Here is an 18,222-nt window from a genome sequence, read left to right on the forward strand (position 1 = left end):
CCATTTGAAAAACCGGGTGGTCGCCACCCGGTTTTGATTAGACTTGCTTTAACAGATTGGCCATCTCGATGGCAGAAGTCGCCGCTTCCCACCCTTTGTTGCCTGCTTTTGTTCCTGCACGCTCAATCGCCTGTTCAATCGTCTCCGTCGTCAACACGCCGAAGATGACCGGGACTTCGGATTGATAGCTCGCCTGGGCGATCCCTTTTGCCGCTTCGTTACAGACGTAATCAAAATGCGGGGTCGCACCACGAATGACGGCTCCGAGCGTGATGACCGCGTCGTATTGTTTGCTCATCGCCATTTTTTTCGCGACGAGCGGAAGTTCAAATGCTCCTGGGACGAAAGCGAGCGACACATCCTCTTCCTTCACTCCATGACGTTTCAAGGCATCCTTCGCCCCGTCAAGCAGACGCATCGTGATCAAGTCGTTGAACCGTCCGACGACGATTCCAATCTTTAAGCCTTCTCCAACTAAGTTTCCTTCAAATGTATAGGTCATGTCCATGTTCCTCCAATATGATTCATTTTGAGTTGTTTCGTCAGGCGATACGATTCGTTCGCTTCATGCGCACCGACATGAATCGGAACGCGTTCGACGACTGTGATGCCACATGATTCCAAGGCATCGACTTTATCGGGGTTGTTCGTCATGAGCCGGACACGGGTGACGCCAAGATCACGAAGCATCGCCGCGCTCACCCGATAGTCCCGAAGGTCCGGATGAAACCCGAGTGCCACGTTCGCCTCGACCGTATCCAATCCATTCTCTTGAAGGGCGTACGCCTTCAGTTTGTTCAACAGTCCGATGCCTCGCCCTTCTTGACGCATATAGAGCACGATGCCCGATTCCTGCTCGATTCGTGCCATCGCCGTGTCCAGTTGCGGACCGCAGTCACATCGGAACGAACCGAAGACGTCACCGGTCAGACATTCGGAGTGAATGCGAACGAGCGGGACCTCCTCAAGTGTCTCCGTCACGAGCGCCACATGCTCTTCACGGTCCATTCGATTCTCATACCCTATCATGCGAAACGTTCCTTTTGAGGAAGGTAGGGACACGTCCGCAACACGTGTGACGAGGTTCTCCTCCATATATCGGACTAACGCTTCGATAGTGATGAATGCCAACCCGTGGCGTTCAGCGACTTGTACCAAATCAGGTACGCGTGCCATCTCCCCGTCCTCTCGAATGATTTCACAGATGACCGCGACCGGCTCACTTCCTGCGAGACGCGCCAGGTCGACAGACGCTTCGGTATGACCTCGGCGAACGGAGACGCCTCCCTTCTTCGCAATGAGCGGGAACAGATGTCCCGGACGTTGAAAATCGGATGGATGGGACGATGGGTTCGCTAACTCACGAACGGTGTGAGACCGTTCACTCGCCGAGATACCAGTCGTCGAATCGATATGGTCGACACTGACCGTGAAGGCGGTACCGTGTGGGTCTGTACTGTTCGTCACCATCGGCGCGAGGTCGAGACGAACTGCCACTTCTTCTGCTACGGCGCTACAGACGAGTCCTTTCCCTTCCGTGATCAAAAAGTTCATCGTTTCCGGTGTCATCTTGTCACCGAGTACGACAAAGTCCCCTTCATTCTCACGGTCCTCATCATCCACGACGATGATGGGACGTCCTCGTCTCAGTTCCTCAACCGCCCGTTCAATCGAATCAAACATTACCATCCCGCCTTTCCATATCCTTGTTCCGCCAAAGACTCGAGCGTCATCTTCGACTGCCCGACGACCTTTTCCATATATTTTGCTAACAGATCACATTCTAAATTGACTAAATCACCCGTCTGTTTCATCCCAAGCACGGTCTCGCTGTATGTGTGTGGAATCAAGGACAGGGTAAACCCACGCTCTGACACGTCAAACACAGTCAAACTCGTTCCATCTACAGATATCGAGCCTTTCGGGACAATGTAGGAAAGGAGCGCGCGGTCACACTGGATATCAACATAGACCGCATTCGCGAGAGGACGTCTCTTCGTGATTCGCCCGACCCCGTCGACATGACCGGATACGAAATGTCCGCCAAACCGTCCGTTCGCCGGCATCGCTCGTTCGAGATTGACAGGTGTTCCAGGCTTGACCCCATCTAGACTCGATGCCTTCAATGTTTCTGGCATGACATCGACAGAGAACGTCGCGTCATCGAACGTCGTCACCGTGAGACAGATCCCATTCACGGCAATGCTGTCCCCGAGCTTCACATCCTCAAGCACTTTCACAGCGGACAAAACGAGTCGTAAAGATGGTCCGTTGCGCTTGACCGCTTTGACCGATCCGATTTCTTCTACGATTCCCGTGAACATCAGAGCGGCCCCTTTCGAAGGACGACTTTCAGGTCGGGTCCAATCGTTTCGACCTGATGAATCGTAAAACGGGATATCCCATCGATCGTCCCTTCCTGCTGTGAGCGATAGACGCCATGCTTCCCACCGAACACCCGTGGTGATTGATAGGCGACCCATTCATCCACGTAGCCTCCGTCAAGAAGTGAGGTGACAAGCGTCGGTCCGGCCTCGATCAACACACGCCCAATCCCATTTGCGTATAGCGTCTCAAGAACCGTACCGAGTGATGTATAATCGAATAATTCGATACCGACGGCTTGAGCTCGTTCACGTCGTTCTGCCTCATCTGACGAAGTGAAGAGGAGCACCGGGACGTCTTCGGCGGTACGTGCTAACGTACTAGCGAGCGGTAACCTTAAGTCACGGTCGAGCACGACTCGTTTCGGCTGTCGCGTCACGCGGTCCAATCGAACCGTAAGCGATGGGTCATCCGCGAGCACCGTGCCAATCCCGGTCAAAATCGCATCGACCGTGGCACGAAGTTCATGCACATCACGACGGGCTTCCGAACTCGTCACCCATTGACTCTCCCCCGTCTCTAAGGCAACTTTCCCATCGAGGCTCGTTGCCGTCTTCAAGATGACGTATGGTCGTTTCGTCTCAAGCGACCGCAAAAATGCCGGATTCAAGGCACGCGCCTCTTCCTCAAGCAGACCCACATCGACTTCGACACCGGCCGCTTGCAGGCGCACGATCCCATTGCCTGCGACGAGTGGATTCGGATCTTTCATGGCGACGACGACACGTTTGATGCCCGATTCTACAATCAAATCGGCGCACGGCGGTGTCTTACCGTGATGCGAGCACGGTTCGAGCGTGACATATAAAGTCGCCCCGGATGCAGCCGCACCGGCCATTCGAATCGCATGCACTTCAGCATGTGGTTCGCCCGCCTTAAGGTGGGCACCCATTCCGACGATACGTCCGTCTTTCACGAGAACGGCACCGACGAGTGGATTGACACCGGTCTGTCCATCGGCTGATTTCGCCAATTGAATGGCCTGTTCCATGTACTGTTTCATCGTTCTCCCTCCTTTTTCCGTACAAACAAAAGACCCTAAGGAGCAGTCCTTAGGGTCTTGGTGGGAGGGTTTCGTCGAATTTTGGCAAGCCAAATAAACGTTTTCTATACAGAAAAGCGTACGACGAAGCACAGGTCACGTGGACCTGTTTTTTGTTCCTTCTCCCATCCAGACTATACTGTCGGCTCTAGAGTCTCACTAGATCCACCGTTCGCACACGTGCGCCCGGGTCACGGACTTAGGGCAAAGGCCCATCACCGCCGGTTGGGAATTTCACCCGACCCCGAAGGAATATTTGTTTGTACAGGTTTACTGTATCGCAATTGTTTTTATTTCGCAAAACAAAAAACGCTACTCGTGAGAGTAGCGCCTCGATTATGCGAGAAAGAGGACGACGAGAAGCCCGACAATCCAGCAGTAATATGAAAAATACTTCAATTCGCCTTTTGCCATGATGTGCTGGAACCACTTCAATGAAATGGCGGTCAACACGTATGATGCGATAAATGCCAAAAGGAGCGGACCGAACAAATCACGCGTGTCTGGGTTTGTGAACAACGTCGGACCGTCCAAGATCATCGTCCCGAGACTAATCGGAATGAACAGGAAGAACGAGAACCGAAGCGCGGATTCCTGTTTGATCCCGAGGAGCATCGCCATGACGATAGTCGCCCCGGAACGGCTGATCCCAGGAATGAGCGCCACGGCCTGAGCAAGTCCGATCAATACGGCGTCACGTAGCGTAATGCCACCGTCGCCCTTGTTTCCTCGCATGTTCCGGATGAACCAGAGGGCGAGTCCCGTGATGATGAGTGTATAGCCGACTGTCGCCACGCCACCGAGCACCTCGGCGATCCAGTCACCAAACAGGACACCGAGCACACCGGCCGGAACGGTCGCGACAAGTAACAGCCCGATGAACTTCACATCGACCATCGTCTCATCCGACCGGTCTTTCTTAAATAAAAACGTCCACAAACTCATGATAAGACGAACGACGTCTTGACGATAGATTGTTAAAACCGCAAGAAGCGATGCAAAGTTTACGAAAACTTCAAATGACAATCCCGGCAAGTCAATGTTAAATAGTTCTTGGAAGATGACAAGATGTCCGCTCGATGAAATCGGGATGGGCTCTGTGAACCCTTGAATCAATCCAAGTAACGTATAAAATAACCAAACTGTCATAGTGATGATCCTCTTTTCTGTTTTTCACTCAATGCGGCTATTTTAGCAGAATCGGTCTTTCATTGACCAGCCATTAAAATTTTTTTGCCGTAATTTCAATATTTGATTGATTAGTCTGAAAATTAAATTTATTATAGAAGGGTACTCATCTGGAGCGAAGGCGATGACCCCAACTCTCCAGCTGGGTACTTTTTTATAAAAATATTACAAATTTGGGTGATTAAAACTTTATGTTTACATTTCTCTCGAAATTCGATTTAATTTGTAATAGAACTGTTACCATTTTTTGAAATTATCAACTGCGACTTTAGTCCTATCCAATTCCTAGGAATTGTTTAATTTTTTTCAAAATCACGTTAATAAATCCGAAAAACAATCCGATAGTATGATTGTAGGAGCATTTTTTTATCTTTGTCGGTTCAGATTTGAGTCCACGGAAGGAGGAACCATCATTGAATCAAACGCTATCCACTAAATCCCATCACTTGTCTACCGAACAGCAAAGGATGATCCATTGCATTCGTCTTCTCGGGGACTTGTTGAAGGAACGTCCACGCCGTTCTGTCTATCGCCGCTTCGCAATGGAACAGAATTGGCCGTCTCCTGAGTCGATCATTCGTCAGTTCGGGTCATGGGCTGAGGCACTTGCCATCGCAGGCTATGAATGGCATGGAGAGTCAACCGTCGAATTGCCAGACAAAATGCCGAAGTATACACGCGAGGACATCATCGAGACGCTCGCCATTTATTCGCGAGACATGGGCTCGATCATCACCTTGAAGAAGTATCAGCAATGGCGAAAGCTCCATCCGAAGGCACCGAGCCATTATCATATCGTCAAGACGTTCGGTTCGTGGCATGATGCCTGTGCCGAAGCAGGGCTTGAGGCGAGTGTGACCTATTCGAAAACAGAACTCTCGAACGCCCTTCGTGAAGCCATTCAGGAAATGGGCTTCTCGCTCTCATTCGAAGCTTACCGTGAATGGGCAAAGCGCAACAACAAACCTTCAACGAAAGCGATCTTGCATCGCTATGGCTCCTGGTCAGCCGCCGTTCATGCGGTTGAATCTGAACTTTATAATACGAACTCATAATCATTTCATACGAAAGGAGGATCCCCGTTTTGGTGGATCCTCCTTTTATCTGACTTCAGTCGATAAATCATGATAGTGGGCGACACGATCTCGCCCGTTGAATTTCGCCCCGACATACATGGCCCGGTCCGCATGTCGCAAGACTGTATCGAGGTCTTCATATTCATAAATCGTTTCAATCCCGATACTCGCCGTCACCGTGATGCGCGTGCCTTCTGTCCCAAAATCATGGCGCTTCAAAGCGTTTCGTATCTTTTCGCCGACCAGATTGGCGGCCGCCTCATCCATTCTCGGGAAGACGAACACGAACTCTTCGCCTCCGTAGCGCGTCACCAAGTCCGTCGCTCGAACATTGCGAGTAAAGAGTTGACCTGCTTCAATCAACACCTCGTCCCCGAATGCATGACCGTATGTGTCATTGATCGATTTGAAGTGGTCCAAATCGATCAAGAAAACAGAGAGCGGATAGGACGCCACATCGTTCAAACGTTCTTTCGTCCAACGTCGTAGTGCCCGCTGATTATGTAATCCCGTTAACGGATCTGTCAAACTCTCGTGTTGCAAACGTTTGCGTTCATCGATGCGTTCGATTGACCAAGATAACGTCTTGAGGAGGCGGTTCACTTCAACCGCAATCGGAGTTTCGTATGCCCCGTTTGCCGTCGTCGATACCATGCAGCTGACCGCCGTCTCCGCTCCCCAAACGGGTTGGATGACGAGCGCCGAATGGTGTAGTTCCTGTTGGTTTCGCTGCAATTCAGGATGCCATTCATGGAGCGAGTCATAGACGAAACACGGTTCGTCCTCATCATGATACCGTTCAATCGTGAAGGCATCCGGCACACTCGGGATGACGCGACCGGTCATATCATAAAACGTCCGCTCCCCTTTTCGATTGACCTGTAGCCAACCACGCTCCACTTCGACGATATCACGTAGACCGTTCCAAAACTTCTCAATCAACAATTGCTCGCTGTCCACGCGGTACAGCTGTTCTTTCAAGCGTTCGACTTGATCGACTCTCGACTTGGTTTCTTCCGTCTCCGTCGCTTTCGACATCGTCATCTTTAGGACAGATAGTACGAAGAACGTGACGATGAGTCCGACATAACCGAAGACGAGATACGACTCGATGGCAATCATCGAGAACAAAAGCTCGAGTGACACGACGAGCCAATCAAAGCGAATCAATCGCCACATAATCGGGAACGGGATCCGTTCTCCAACCATGAAGTAGGATAAAGCAAAACTCATCGTCAAGACGAGGAACAAGGTGCCTAAAAACGCCAACATCGCCACGCCTTGTTGCATCAAATGAATCGGCTCTCCGATCCGTCCACCGAGAGCGATATAGGCGAGCCCCGGCAACAGAACGAGCAGACATTCAATCACCGTGTTGAGCGGATAGAAATGAAGGAACCGTCGTCGCCCGACGCGACGATTGAAGGCTCGCGCCTGAAACGTGAAGAGGAGCAATTGCCCCATCAACAGTGCGGGCGCCAGTCCGTATAAAAAGAATGTGATAAAGACAAACATCTCATGGAACGTGAAGTGAAGATGCCTGCGCTTTAAAGGATTCATGACGAACAATGCCCCAAGCGTATAGATGAACCAAAACAACGGCCAGTCGAACGCCTCAAGGTTTTGGAAAGTCAAATACGTCACTCCCGTGAAGACGAGCGTCCACGCGAGCCAGCTCCGAACTAGGTACTTCCGAAATCGCATCGTCTTCCCCCCTTTTCTCGTTCATTTTTTCTAGTATGACCCGTAATGCAAAAACATTCCAGCAATTGTTTGAAAGTTGAGACAATGAAATATTGAAATGATTCCCAATTTGATGTTTCGCTTTTCTAGATGTCGGCAACAACTTGGATAAAGGGGGCTAACCATGGACTTTTCTCTATTTCTAATCACGTTTTTGATCATCTATTCGCTCACTATCACACTTCTCTATTTGCGGAAACAAAAGAATACGTAAAAGGGCGATCCTCGTAGGAGGACCGCCCTTAATCATTATTTCGCTTTCAAATAAGAAATTCCAATTGACCCGGATCCCGTATGCGCCCCAAGAAGTGGTGCGAGTGTATCAACTCTGATCGGAATCGTGTCACCGAGTTGTTTTTTCCACTCCTCAGCAAGCTCAGGGACATTTCCGTGGAAAATCGAGACGTCCTGACATTCACCGGACTCGATTGCCGCACGTAACACTTCGAACAAATGGGCTTGTGCTTTCTTGTATGTGCGGACCGTTTGATACGGGACAATCAAACCGTCTTCGAATCGAAGTACAGGTTTCAATTGAAGCATGTTCCCGATGAGCGCCTTCGATTTAGAGATTCGACCGCCTTTTTGCATCTGCGTCAAGTTTTGAAGCGTCAATTCGATGCGGACGTCCTCGACGCGCTTCTTCATGTATGCTTCCACGTCTTCAAGCGCATCGCCTCTTTCGACGCGTTCAATCAACTCCTCGAACATGAGTCCCATCGTATAGATACCTGCCCGTGAATCGAAGGCGAGCAACTTGAACTCCGCAATCTCAGCCCCTTGAACGGACGCCGAATACGTCCCACTCAGGTCAGACGATAGGTGAATCGCGATGCCCATATCGTACTCTTCTTTCAATTTTTCATAGAGTGTGACGAAATCCCCGATCGCGGGCTGACTCGTCGAGACGCGCTCTCCCGCGTCAATCCACTCGTAAACCGTTTTCGCATCGACTTCGATTCCATCTTTATACGGCTGGTCCCCTTTGACGACATAGAGCGGGACAATGTGGATGTCAGGATGTTGCGCTAATGCATCTGGAAGGACAATCGTGCTGTCCGTGATGTAAGCAATCTTCATAAAGAGTTCTCCCTTAAAAAAAGTTTTTAGTACCTGGTTATATTATTTTATCACAGGTGAAGCGGTTTCACTATTTTTTCAAAACATCCTATGTGTAGCTCGTCCAATCACTTCTTGAAAAGGGTATACCTTAGATAACAAATAAAGGAGGCGTGTGTGGCATGATCGAACTACGGAACGTCAGCAAAATCTATAAGACAGGCGACGTGGAAACGGCCGCCTTGAAAGAGATCGACCTCACCATCCGGGATGGCGCGTTCGTCGTGATCCTAGGTCCAAGCGGGAGCGGGAAGAGTACACTGCTCAACGTCATCAGCGGACTCGACACGGTCACCTCAGGTAAGATCACGTTCGGCGACACCGTGCTGACCGACCTATCCGTCGATCAGATGACTGCTTTTCGACGCGACCATCTTGGCTTCATTTTCCAACAATACAACCTTCTTCAAAACTTGACCGTCTATGAGAACGTACAAATTGGTTCTGACTTAACGAAAGACCCGCTGCCGATTGATGAATTGCTCGAACAAGTTGGGCTCACAGCGGCACGTGATAAATACCCCTATCAACTATCGGGCGGTGAGCAGCAACGTGTCTCCGTCGCCCGCAGCCTCGCCAAAAATCCCGCCATCATCTTTTGTGACGAACCGACGGGCTCACTCGACGAGGAAAATTCGAAGAGAGTACTCGAACTATTGGAACGATTGAACAAGACGTATCAAAAAACAGTCGTCGTCATCACACACAATAATGGAATCAGCGAGATGGCGGACGATGTCATCAAGATGAACTCCGGTCGAATCGTGGAGGTGACCCATCATGAGACCCGGGTCGCGGCACGTGACATCCATTGGGGATAAGGGGGTGGCGACATGCTGTATAAAAACGTCTGGAAGACATTAAATCGGAAGTGGATGCAACTCCTCGCCATCGCCATCATCATCGTCATGAGTTCACTCACGTACACGATGATGTTCTATGGCATCAGTGGAATCGAGGTCCCGACTGAAGAGTATCTGGAAGAATCGAATCAGGAAGACTTTGCGATTGACATGCTCAATCGGGTGACGGAAGAGGAGTTACGCGACCCCGCTGTCGCCACGCTCGCGGAAACAGGAACGTTCACATTGGCTGACATCAAACAAGCCGATGCGGAAGTCTTCAATCGTCTGATCGCATCGCGAATCGCTGCCGTCGAACAGGAGATGCCGGATGCTACGATTGAACTCCGTGACTTAAAAGCCATCACCTACACGTTCGATGATATTGAACATCGGGGATTGATCGTCAAAGAATCAGACACGATCAACCGCTCCTACCTCGAAGCCGGTGATCGACCGAGCGCGAATGACGAAGTCGCCCTCAATAAAAAATATGCAGAGGAGAACGGTATCGACATCGGAGACACAATCGACATCGGCAAACCGTTCACGGTGAGTGGATTTGTCCTCTTTCCGGACTATACGCTCCCACTCTTCGATGATAACTTCTTCAACTTGGACCCTGGTTCACAGACCCTCCTCTTGATGACGGATGAATCGTTCGAAACATTCATCGGGCAAGAGTCTTTCCGACTGTCCGGGGTGACCGATCAAGCGATCAAGACCGACATAGACCTCCCGTTTGTCGTCTCGGTCATGGAGACGGAAAATATTATCCGAAGTGGTGCCATCTACAGTGAGATTTCATCCGGCAAGGCGATGGCGCTCGGACTCAGTCTCTTTATCGTTTCTATCGCTGTCATCATCGTCGCCATCCTGATCTCAAATATGCTCGAGGCGGAACGAGGACAAATCGGACTGTTGAAGGCGATTGGTTATAGTCGTCGGCAAATCGCATCGCCTTACTTGGTGCTCATCTTGGTTTTCGCATTCTTTATGCTCATCATCGGTTATTTCCTGGGGCTTTATTTCGCGAACCCGTTGAAAGAACTCTATCTCGACTTCTATCTTTTACCGTCCATCACCATCGCCCAAAGTCCACTCGTGTTCGTGACAGCCGTGTTCGCCCCGCTCCTCTTCTTTGCGCTCGTTGCAGGAGCTGTCATCTATAAAATTATGGGTGAGAGCGCCCTTGCCCTCTTGTCACCACGGGACAATGTCTCATTGAATCGACTCAGTCGACTTGTCAGTCGCCTGTTGAGACGGGCGAGTGGCAAGACGAAGTTCAAATATTTGTATGCCGTCAAGAGCACGGGGAGTTTTCTCATCTTCTTTCTCGGGATCCTCTTCTCGACGATTCTCATCGTTTTCGCCCTCATGATGAACGGCGCCGTCGACCGTATGACCGTTGGCGGATTGAACGAAGCGGTGTATGAATACGAGGCGTATACAGACGGGACACCGGTTTTAGAAGCGGGACAAGAACCGTTCCTCACCTATCCGTTCGCCTTTGTCGAAGATAACCTGATCACCTTGAAGGGACTAGACTTCGACAACACCTTGTTCCCACTCCAAAACGAAGATGGGGATGTGTTGACACTTGAACCCGACGGCCTTGTCGTCTCCTCCTCACTCGCGCTAAAACTCGGCCTCGATGTGGGTCAAGACATCGATGTCGCACTCGACGGGGACACGTTGACCTATCCCATTATCGGGATTGCCGATGAATTCTCTGGCGACTTCGCCTATTTGCCCCGGGCGACGTTAAGTGAACTTCTCACCGCTGGCGCAACGGATGATCTGTTCAACGGTATCTATGCGACGGAGCGTCCGAGCGAATCGGACTATTCGACTATTCTGTCACGCCAAGGGTTGATTGATCAGTCCGAATCGATCAACCAATATATGAATTTCATGATGAATGTCTTGATTGGTGGGGCGTCCCTCATCGCTTTCAGCATCCTGTTCGTCTTGACGGCACTGACGGTCGAGAAGAACTATTACGTCATCTCCTTGTTGAAAGTGATGGGATATCAAAAACGGGAAGTCCGCTCGATGATTTTGAACAGCTACTTCATCTACGCGCTCATCTCCGCCCTCTTGAGCATCCCCATCGCCCTGTTGACGCTTCGAGTCATCGTCGTCGTCTTCGCGGAAGATTATGGGCTCGTGCTCCCACTTGAATTTGAATGGATGTATATCGTCTATACGCTCGGTGCAGTCGTTCTCCTCTTCTTCATGAGTACATTCATCAGCCGCCGAAAAATCGATCAAATCCCACTTCAGGAAGTTTTAAAGACGTATCAAGAATAATTCATGCCAAAATAGGGCATAATAAGAGATAGACCAGGTCTCTCCTGAGGAGAGACCTGACTTTTGCAGAAAAGGATGATACACATGAATCGTACACAAGTCATGCTCGCCATTCCCGGAAACTGGTCTTCCGCAGAAGGCGTCAGCGAACAAATCAGTTTACATAGTGAAGGCTACACGATGGCCGGTCTGTTGTTGCTCGAAGATGAGACAGGGAAGGCGTTCACCGTAGAAGTCGTCGAACGTGACCCAGCCCTCGCCGAGGCGATGATTCACGCGAGTTCTGGCGGGTTCACCCCGAAAGTCGCGAAAGGAATCGCTCGTCATACGCATGTCGTCTACTTGATTGTCGACGTCAACGATTTGACAGACGTCGCCGCTGCACGTCGTGCCGCAAACGCCGTCTTAAACGCAGGTGGAGTTGGCGTCATGGTCGAGTCAGCTGGTGTCTCTTACTCGAAAGACGAGTGGCAAGAATCAAAAGAAGAAGACCTCGCACTCGACTATTCGCTTCTCACGGCTATCACAGAAGAAGAGAACGCCTATATGTCATGGGGAATGAAAGCGTTCGGTCATGCAGACGTGGCTGTGCCGATGACACTCGACATTGAAGATGCCATCCACGTAATCCATTCGTTCAACTTCCACCTCATCTCAGGTGGCGCGATGTTCGGCGATGGCGACCATTTCGCCTTTGAAGACGGTCGCGCCTTCACGGTCGAGATGGGAGAAGATGAGCGGACGACGATCGACAACTTGTTGCATAACCCGTTTGGCTTGATTTATCTCGTCCCACAAGCAGCAGAATAAGAAAATGGAGCGCCCCGCGGTGCTCCATTTTTATGTGGTCGTCAGTTTCGCATAGATGGCGAAGAAGATGGCGAGTTCAATCATGATGATTAACGGTGAGACGAGGACGAATAGATGGAGGCCGGTGAACACGAGAATGAGCGCGACGAAAAACACGAAATAGCCCCAGTGCAACCGGCTTTCCGGGAAGCGATGATTGTGAAACACGAGCGTCGTCGACAAAAAGTAGACGAGAACGGCACCGAACGTCACCATCACTTCAAAGCGCTCATCCAACTCCCCGAGATACATCAGTTTCATCATGCTCGCCAGAACGCTGAGTGACATCCAAATGAACAGATGACCGTACAAAATGATTTGACCGGTCCCGACCGCGTCTTTGTCCACTTTCTTTTCGATGTTGTCAAAGTATTGCCACCAAATGGCGATGAGCACGATGAATGCTAAAATCGAAAAGCTGATAGACCGAATATCCCCGTCTTGCGGCTCGAGCACCGCCAAGATACTGATAATGGATTCCCCTAAGACGATGATGGTCAAAAGACCAAAGCGTTCGAGCAAATATCCTAAGTTTATGGGCGTCATGGCCAAGCGTTTCCGACCGATGATCGGTACAATCAAATCGATGATGATCCCGAGATACAGCACGACGTAGCGCAAGCTTCCATCAAAAAAGATGGACAACGACGAGACGCCGATTCCAATCCAAAAATAGGTGCCTAAAAAGCGTGCCGCCGGGTCTTGAATACGTCGATTTACCATCGTATACTGCAAGACCGTCATGACGCGCAAACCTAAGTAGCCAATGAGAAATGAATAGTAGTAGTCATCAAAATCCACGCTCAAGCTCGCCGTCATAATCAATACGAAGATCATCTGTCCAATTACGAACAGACGCTGGTGAATCGCATCCTCGAAAAAGCGGTTGATGAACATCGTCTGCCCCACCCACGCCCACCAAATCGGGATGAACATGAGGACGAACTTCGAGGCATATTCGAACGGGATGACACCATGATGGGTATGAAGAAGGACATGGGTCGCCGTCGCAATCGCAGCGACATAAACCAGGTCATAGAAGAGCTCTAACCACGTGGCTCGTTTTTCTTCCATCTAGCCCACCCCGGTTCAGTTCGCCAACACGTCGTGATACTCGGCATGTCGGTCGAACTGATTTTTCGTAAAGGGACAGAGTGGGATAATCGTCTTTCCTTCTTCCCGAGCATATTCGACCACGGCGACAACAAGTTTCTCTCCGATTCCCTGTCCTCGAAGTTCATCACTGACATACGTATGATCGACAATCAGTTTGTCCGCCCCCGTCGGCACGTAGTGCAGTTCTGCCGATGGCTTCGCCTCGTCCCCGACGTAAAACGTATTTTCCTTCTGTTTAATTTCCATTTACTCACCACTCTCCTCTTCTAGTTTTAGCGGGATAAAGAAATGGTCACGCATCGTCCAATCCATCTCGTCCATCAAGATGTCAAACGATGTAGACAAAAACGCTTGGACTTCCCCACTCGTTCCTTCATCAAGCGGCAAGAAAAATTCACTCTTCTCCGCGTCATAATAAGCCGCTTCCGGCTTGAGCGTCTCGGTCGGTAGCGGTCTGAACAGGAACGGATAAGGCAAGACAAAATAGCTCGGTCGTTCCGTCACATCATCCCCAAGCCAAAATCCGAATTCAATCAACTGTTCATCGAAGGCGACGCGCTCGATCACTTTGTCTTCCGGAAACGGATGCTCGATCGGATAGATGACGAGCGAGGACACGTCGAACGTCCCCCAAAAGAGTGCCGGTTTGATTTTCCGGCATCGTAGCTTCGATAGGTACGTCAGCTGTTCGTGCGCCGCCCGTTGAAACAGCCTTAATCCTTGCCGGGCATACGCCGCATCATAAGCGAGCGGTGTCTCGTCCGTATCGAGAAGTCCTTGGAAGGTCATCTCCTGTGGTTTCGGGTTGATGCGTATGTCGACCCCATGCGTCCGCAGTCGATTGAATAAGTCGTCATGATAGGACTTGATTGTCTTCCCCGCTTCAATCGGGATGGCGTCTGTCTGATCTTCGACATGAACGACAAGGCAAGAACTTAGTAGATCCACATCAAGCTGGAGTGCCCGTTCCCCTTCAAACAACAGCCCTGTCGTGAACCCATTAACCGTGAGCGGTAGCGAGACATGCCCCCATTGCGGCTCAGGTGGGGCCAGTTGGAGTCTAATCTTCCCTAGTAGTTGGGAAATCAAATGCAAGGTCAACTTTGTATCATGCCAGTCCGAATGTAGTGGAATCTGCATCATCCATCATCCTCTCATCCTTTACACGCGCCACTATGGTCGCAAATCGGTCGCTTCCCGGATTGTCCACACCCGCAGAGCGTGGCCCGATACGTGGAGATGACCTCATCCCCTTGCTCGATTTGAAGGTCGCCACGCACCTCGATTTGTTGCCAGTCGTTTAATTTAACAGACGTCGGGACGTCCGGTTCCTCCGCATCTCCACCATCCTTCCGAACGAACTGCAGCGCACCGCTCGGGCAGCGTTCAATCACCGTCGCGACATCAGGAGCCTCGGCCCCATCCGGTAAGATCCACGGCTTCCGTTTCGTATCGAACACTTCCGGCAATCCCCGTACGCATTCCGCCGCATGGACGCAGAGCGACACATCATAGTACACATCAATCGATTCTCCCACGTATTGTTTGCCTCGCATCAAATCACCCCTTATGTGTTTGCGGGTATTTACCCGTTACACTATGAAAAAAACCCATCATCCCATGACAGGATGATGGGTCATATTCACGCTTGTCTCATTTCTTGCATGCGTTCGAGTTGATGCGTCAGTTCGCCGATCGGCACGAATCGTGCCCGGCGGAGCATTTCTTTCCCGTTGATGAAAAAGAGGACGACCGGCACGGTAAAGATGGAGAAGGCGCCTGCGACTTCCGGCACTTCATCCGAGTCTACCGCGACCGCCTCAATTTCTGGGAACTGAAGGAGCATCTCTTCAATCTGAGGTTTCAGCGCATGACAGACACTGCATCCCGGATGTGACACGTAGACGAGCAGCTGTTCCGTGCTCGCAATCCGTTCATTCAATCCAGTCAAGGTTGTCATTGCTTCCATCTTGCATTCCTCCTACTTGATTAAGAGTTGAGCCACAAGACACCGACCGTCTCAAATCCGGCATGTACCGCAATCGAGGGACAGAATCGAGTCCGTACGACTTCAAGATCTGGTAATTTCGACTCGATGAGTGCGACGAGGTCATCTTGCATGTTCGGTGCGAGTGCCGTCTGAACGAACACCCGATTGTCCTTCACACCGTTTTCCGCGTGACGACGTTCGAGTTCACCGACCATCTCCGCATAAGCCTTCTTCAATGAACGGGCCTTTTTGAACGGGATGACTTTCCCCGTCTCATCGAGGGTGATGATCGGCTTGATGTTCAAGATGTTCGCAAGGAACATCTCACCGGAAGAAACACGACCGCCTCGGCGCATCGTCTCCATGTTTCCGATGATCATGAAGAAGTTCTTCTTATCACGCCATGCTTCGAGAAGGGCGACGATTTCCTCCACTGACTTGCCTTCAGCTTCAGCGGCCTTGCCGATTCGGACGAGTTCTTGTTGCGCCTCGAGTGCGGCATGCGAGTCGATGGTATAAACGGTAAAGTCAGCCGCTTCGGCAGCTGCTTTCGAATTTTTCGCCGTACTGCTCAATCCATTCGAGCAATGGACGGCGATGGCACAATCATATCCCTCTTCTTTCAAGCGTTCGTAGCGGGCGATGAAATCTCCGAAGATCGGTTGTGACGTCTTCGCTTCTTTCTTTTGGTCAATCATATACCGATGTAGGTCTTCGAGCGAGAGTTTGGTTTCACTATAGCCGTTCCCGTCCACGATCAATTGAATCGGAACGATATCGACACCGAGACTTGCTGCCTCTTCTTGAGAGAAGTTGGCCATACTGTCGGTAATCCATGCGATTTTTGTCATAACTAAAAAGCCTCCAATAGTCGTTCATTTTTGTCCAATCCCATTATACCTTATTTCCCGCCGCTATTCCTACTCGACCGAACGGGACGAAAAAACAGAGCGACACACGGTCGCCCTGCTCCTCTTCATTTGGTCGAGATCAATTTTGTATGGGCGAACTCATCATGCGGCAACTCGAGGTCTTTATTCGACTTCATCTGTTGAAGTGCACGGATGAGCGGAATCCCAAGCGTCGCCGGGTAGACGACGTCTTTATAGAGTGTCCGCTTGATGACTTGCTCCAATGAAAGCGGGCGTCCATCCGCACTCACGACCTTAATTCCGACGACACGGTCTCCTATCGTCTGACCGTTTCGATACAACATACAATAGACTTCTCCGGCCATCGTCACAACGGTCGGTAAGTAATACCGTTTCACTTCTTTGTCTGGCCAAATCTTCTTACGGACTGCCTTTTCAATCAGTTTTGCCGGTGTCTGAAAGACGAGTTGGTCGATTTGACCAGCGACGGCTCGTTTCCAAAGTGGGACTGCCACAGCAATCATCCTTTCTCTCGGTTCTAGCCTTTCAATTCCTCTTTTACCGGCTGACGAAACCCTGAGAACGGACATCCACTTCGAGCAAACAGGTTCGGTGTCTTGATCTGATTGTCGTAATGCTCGTGAAAAACGTGCGTCGTCGCAGGAGAGAGAGGCGGGATGAGCCAACTCCATTGCCCGGTGACGTCACGCCCCGCGTCCCGTTCGTTTTTTTCGAACCGCTTGAACTGTTTGGCAGCCGTATGGTGGTCGACAATGGTCACACCTTCCCGCTCGAACGATTGCAGGACGGCGATGTTCAATTCGACGAGTGCCCGGTCGCGCCAAAGCGACCGCTCTTTCGTCGTATCGAGCCCGAGTGACCGTCCGACGAGCGGCAACAAATCATAACGGTCCGTATCGGCCAAATTCCTTGCCCCGATTTCCGTCTCCATATACCAGCCGTTAAACGGGACCGAGGTAAACCGTAGACCTCCGATCTCTAGTTCCATATCCGCAATCGCTGGGACTGCGTGCCATTTGATGGTCCGTCCGTCAAACAAGTCCACATCCTCGTGCCGAATGTCCACCTCAAGCACGGCCTCACTCGGCAACTCAAACAAGCGGACGTCTCGCCCGTCCGTGATCATGAGCGGGAGGATATCGAACGGCGTGCCGGCTCCGACCCATCCGAGTTCTTTCGCTCGTTTCGTCATCGTGACGGACATCGGGTCTCCGATGATTCCGTCAGGTGTCTCATATCCCGCGTACCGAATCAATTGTGTGTTCAATAGTTTGAACTCGTTCGGAAGGACCGTCATCGTCGAACGGATTTTTCCGCCGTTCGTGGCGAACCGAAGGTGGTCGACAAGATAGGTGTAGACAGCCTCAAACGTATCGGCGTCCCGTGCGTCAATCACATGGAGTGTCTGCCAAAACAAGCGGCCGATGCAACGATTCGAATTCCGCCACGCCACCTTGGCACCCTCACACAACTCTTCCGTCGTCAATGAATAGGTGCCCGTGCGCTCAATTTCATCTTTGATTTCTCGGAGGCGTTCGGAAGGGTCGTCATGCCATTGCCGCATCCAGTCGCTCGCTTGTTCATACAGATTCATATCTAAGGTCTCCTCACTCGATTCTCTCTTTCTCCATCTTAGAGAAAAGGAGACCCCTGTTTCAACTATCTA

19 protein-coding genes and 1 riboswitch are annotated in these 18,222 nt (G+C 50.8%); of the genes, 4 read left to right on the top strand and 15 right to left on the bottom strand.

Going from position 1 to position 18,222, the window contains the following annotated elements; genetic code table 11:
• Positions 1–37 precede the first annotated feature (37 nt).
• From ribE (GVY43_RS07785) to GVY43_RS07805, 5 genes are all read right to left on the bottom strand, one after another.
• Complete coding sequence (gene ribE, locus GVY43_RS07785; protein ID WP_074036107.1) at positions 38–502, bottom strand: 6,7-dimethyl-8-ribityllumazine synthase; 465 nt, start codon at positions 500–502, stop codon at positions 38–40.
• A complete protein-coding gene (locus tag GVY43_RS07790; RefSeq protein ID WP_074036106.1) occupies positions 499–1,683 on the bottom strand; it encodes a bifunctional 3,4-dihydroxy-2-butanone-4-phosphate synthase/GTP cyclohydrolase II in 1,185 nt (394 codons plus the stop codon). The genes ribE (GVY43_RS07785) and GVY43_RS07790 overlap by 4 nt, the downstream gene beginning before the upstream one ends.
• Positions 1,683–2,324 carry a riboflavin synthase gene (gene ribE / locus GVY43_RS07795; protein WP_159562779.1) on the bottom strand — a complete coding sequence of 214 codons (642 nt, stop codon included), beginning with the start codon at positions 2,322–2,324 and terminating at the stop codon, positions 1,683–1,685. The genes GVY43_RS07790 and ribE (GVY43_RS07795) overlap by 1 nt, the downstream gene beginning before the upstream one ends.
• A complete protein-coding gene (gene ribD / locus GVY43_RS07800) occupies positions 2,324–3,388 on the bottom strand; it encodes a bifunctional diaminohydroxyphosphoribosylaminopyrimidine deaminase/5-amino-6-(5-phosphoribosylamino)uracil reductase RibD (protein ID WP_159562780.1) in 1,065 nt (354 codons plus the stop codon). The genes ribE (GVY43_RS07795) and ribD overlap by 1 nt, the downstream gene beginning before the upstream one ends.
• 152 nt (positions 3,389–3,540) lie before the next feature.
• Positions 3,541–3,683: riboswitch (FMN riboswitch) on the bottom strand.
• 80 nt (positions 3,684–3,763) lie between these two features.
• Positions 3,764–4,576: an undecaprenyl-diphosphate phosphatase gene (locus tag GVY43_RS07805; RefSeq protein WP_074036102.1), complete on the bottom strand. Its 813-nt coding sequence runs from the start codon at positions 4,574–4,576 to the stop codon at positions 3,764–3,766.
• Between the two features lie 452 nt (positions 4,577–5,028).
• Between GVY43_RS07805 and GVY43_RS07810 the strand changes: the two genes are divergently transcribed.
• On the top strand, positions 5,029–5,670 hold the full coding sequence (locus GVY43_RS07810; protein WP_074036101.1) for a homing endonuclease associated repeat-containing protein: 642 nt from the start codon (positions 5,029–5,031) through the stop codon (positions 5,668–5,670).
• Between the two features lie 45 nt (positions 5,671–5,715).
• Here GVY43_RS07810 and GVY43_RS07815 read toward each other — a convergent pair whose 3' ends face one another.
• Together GVY43_RS07815 and GVY43_RS07820 are read right to left on the bottom strand one after the other, a co-directional pair.
• Positions 5,716–7,395 (bottom strand): GGDEF domain-containing protein, encoded by a 1,680-nt coding sequence (locus tag GVY43_RS07815; RefSeq protein WP_159562781.1) that lies wholly within the window; start codon positions 7,393–7,395, stop codon positions 5,716–5,718.
• Between the two features lie 288 nt (positions 7,396–7,683).
• The gene (locus GVY43_RS07820) at positions 7,684–8,514 is read right to left on the bottom strand and encodes a DegV family protein (protein WP_159562782.1); all 831 of its coding nucleotides are present in this window, start codon (positions 8,512–8,514) and stop codon (positions 7,684–7,686) included.
• Positions 8,515–8,675: 161 nt separating this feature from the next.
• On the opposite strand from GVY43_RS07820, the gene GVY43_RS07825 reads away from it, so the two are divergent.
• From GVY43_RS07825 to GVY43_RS07835, 3 genes are all read left to right on the top strand, one after another.
• Positions 8,676–9,374 (top strand): ABC transporter ATP-binding protein, encoded by a 699-nt coding sequence (locus GVY43_RS07825; protein ID WP_159562783.1) that lies wholly within the window; start codon positions 8,676–8,678, stop codon positions 9,372–9,374.
• A gap of 12 nt (positions 9,375–9,386) precedes the next feature.
• On the top strand, positions 9,387–11,708 hold the full coding sequence (locus tag GVY43_RS07830) for an FtsX-like permease family protein (protein WP_159562784.1): 2,322 nt from the start codon (positions 9,387–9,389) through the stop codon (positions 11,706–11,708).
• Between the two features lie 84 nt (positions 11,709–11,792).
• The gene (locus GVY43_RS07835; protein ID WP_047795005.1) at positions 11,793–12,518 is read left to right on the top strand and encodes a hypothetical protein; all 726 of its coding nucleotides are present in this window, start codon (positions 11,793–11,795) and stop codon (positions 12,516–12,518) included.
• Between the two features lie 30 nt (positions 12,519–12,548).
• Here GVY43_RS07835 and GVY43_RS07840 read toward each other — a convergent pair whose 3' ends face one another.
• The 8 genes from GVY43_RS07840 to GVY43_RS07870 form a co-directional block, all read right to left on the bottom strand.
• Positions 12,549–13,631, bottom strand: a complete 1,083-nt coding sequence (locus GVY43_RS07840; RefSeq protein WP_201302250.1) for a low temperature requirement protein A — start codon at positions 13,629–13,631, stop codon at positions 12,549–12,551.
• A gap of 15 nt (positions 13,632–13,646) precedes the next feature.
• On the bottom strand, positions 13,647–13,919 hold the full coding sequence (locus GVY43_RS15955) for a GNAT family N-acetyltransferase (protein ID WP_074036091.1): 273 nt from the start codon (positions 13,917–13,919) through the stop codon (positions 13,647–13,649).
• Positions 13,920–14,813 (bottom strand): DUF5996 family protein, encoded by an 894-nt coding sequence (locus GVY43_RS07845; protein ID WP_236548939.1) that lies wholly within the window; start codon positions 14,811–14,813, stop codon positions 13,920–13,922.
• Between the two features lie 14 nt (positions 14,814–14,827).
• On the bottom strand, positions 14,828–15,229 hold the full coding sequence (locus GVY43_RS07850; protein WP_074036089.1) for a (4Fe-4S)-binding protein: 402 nt from the start codon (positions 15,227–15,229) through the stop codon (positions 14,828–14,830).
• An 86-nt stretch (positions 15,230–15,315) separates the two neighbouring features.
• Positions 15,316–15,642, bottom strand: a complete 327-nt coding sequence (locus GVY43_RS07855) for a thioredoxin family protein (RefSeq protein WP_159562786.1) — start codon at positions 15,640–15,642, stop codon at positions 15,316–15,318.
• 20 nt (positions 15,643–15,662) lie between these two features.
• Positions 15,663–16,514, bottom strand: coding sequence for a DegV family protein (locus tag GVY43_RS07860; protein ID WP_074036087.1), 852 nt, complete (start codon positions 16,512–16,514; stop codon positions 15,663–15,665).
• 125 nt (positions 16,515–16,639) lie between these two features.
• A complete protein-coding gene (locus tag GVY43_RS07865; RefSeq protein WP_074036085.1) occupies positions 16,640–17,059 on the bottom strand; it encodes an RDD family protein in 420 nt (139 codons plus the stop codon).
• A gap of 14 nt (positions 17,060–17,073) precedes the next feature.
• Complete coding sequence (locus GVY43_RS07870; RefSeq protein ID WP_159562787.1) at positions 17,074–18,150, bottom strand: nitric oxide synthase oxygenase; 1,077 nt, start codon at positions 18,148–18,150, stop codon at positions 17,074–17,076.
• Positions 18,151–18,222 lie beyond the last annotated feature (72 nt).

Origin of the sequence: Exiguobacterium sp. 8H, assembly GCF_902506255.1 — a bacterium.
In the GTDB taxonomy this organism is placed as follows: Bacteria; Bacillota; Bacilli; order Exiguobacteriales; family Exiguobacteriaceae; genus Exiguobacterium; species Exiguobacterium profundum.

What these genes read in the sequence shown, in the direction of transcription:
- ribE (WP_074036107.1), bottom strand. Translation starts at nt 502, where the DNA reads ATGACCTATACATTTGAAGGAAACTTAGTTGGAGAAGGCTTAAAGATT.
- GVY43_RS07790 (WP_074036106.1), bottom strand. Translation starts at nt 1,683, where the DNA reads ATGTTTGATTCGATTGAACGGGCGGTTGAGGAACTGAGACGAGGACGT.
- ribE (WP_159562779.1), bottom strand. Translation starts at nt 2,324, where the DNA reads ATGTTCACGGGAATCGTAGAAGAAATCGGATCGGTCAAAGCGGTCAAG.
- ribD (WP_159562780.1), bottom strand. Translation starts at nt 3,388, where the DNA reads ATGAAACAGTACATGGAACAGGCCATTCAATTGGCGAAATCAGCCGAT.
- GVY43_RS07805 (WP_074036102.1), bottom strand. Translation starts at nt 4,576, where the DNA reads ATGACAGTTTGGTTATTTTATACGTTACTTGGATTGATTCAAGGGTTC.
- GVY43_RS07815 (WP_159562781.1), bottom strand. Translation starts at nt 7,395, where the DNA reads ATGCGATTTCGGAAGTACCTAGTTCGGAGCTGGCTCGCGTGGACGCTC.
- GVY43_RS07820 (WP_159562782.1), bottom strand. Translation starts at nt 8,514, where the DNA reads ATGAAGATTGCTTACATCACGGACAGCACGATTGTCCTTCCAGATGCA.
- GVY43_RS07825 (WP_159562783.1), top strand. Translation starts at nt 8,676, where the DNA reads ATGATCGAACTACGGAACGTCAGCAAAATCTATAAGACAGGCGACGTG.
- GVY43_RS07830 (WP_159562784.1), top strand. Translation starts at nt 9,387, where the DNA reads ATGCTGTATAAAAACGTCTGGAAGACATTAAATCGGAAGTGGATGCAA.
- GVY43_RS07835 (WP_047795005.1), top strand. Translation starts at nt 11,793, where the DNA reads ATGAATCGTACACAAGTCATGCTCGCCATTCCCGGAAACTGGTCTTCC.
- GVY43_RS07840 (WP_201302250.1), bottom strand. Translation starts at nt 13,631, where the DNA reads ATGGAAGAAAAACGAGCCACGTGGTTAGAGCTCTTCTATGACCTGGTT.
- GVY43_RS15955 (WP_074036091.1), bottom strand. Translation starts at nt 13,919, where the DNA reads ATGGAAATTAAACAGAAGGAAAATACGTTTTACGTCGGGGACGAGGCG.
- GVY43_RS07845 (WP_236548939.1), bottom strand. Translation starts at nt 14,813, where the DNA reads ATGCAGATTCCACTACATTCGGACTGGCATGATACAAAGTTGACCTTG.
- GVY43_RS07850 (WP_074036089.1), bottom strand. Translation starts at nt 15,229, where the DNA reads ATGCGAGGCAAACAATACGTGGGAGAATCGATTGATGTGTACTATGAT.
- GVY43_RS07855 (WP_159562786.1), bottom strand. Translation starts at nt 15,642, where the DNA reads ATGGAAGCAATGACAACCTTGACTGGATTGAATGAACGGATTGCGAGC.
- GVY43_RS07860 (WP_074036087.1), bottom strand. Translation starts at nt 16,514, where the DNA reads ATGACAAAAATCGCATGGATTACCGACAGTATGGCCAACTTCTCTCAA.
- GVY43_RS07865 (WP_074036085.1), bottom strand. Translation starts at nt 17,059, where the DNA reads ATGATTGCTGTGGCAGTCCCACTTTGGAAACGAGCCGTCGCTGGTCAA.
- GVY43_RS07870 (WP_159562787.1), bottom strand. Translation starts at nt 18,150, where the DNA reads ATGAATCTGTATGAACAAGCGAGCGACTGGATGCGGCAATGGCATGAC.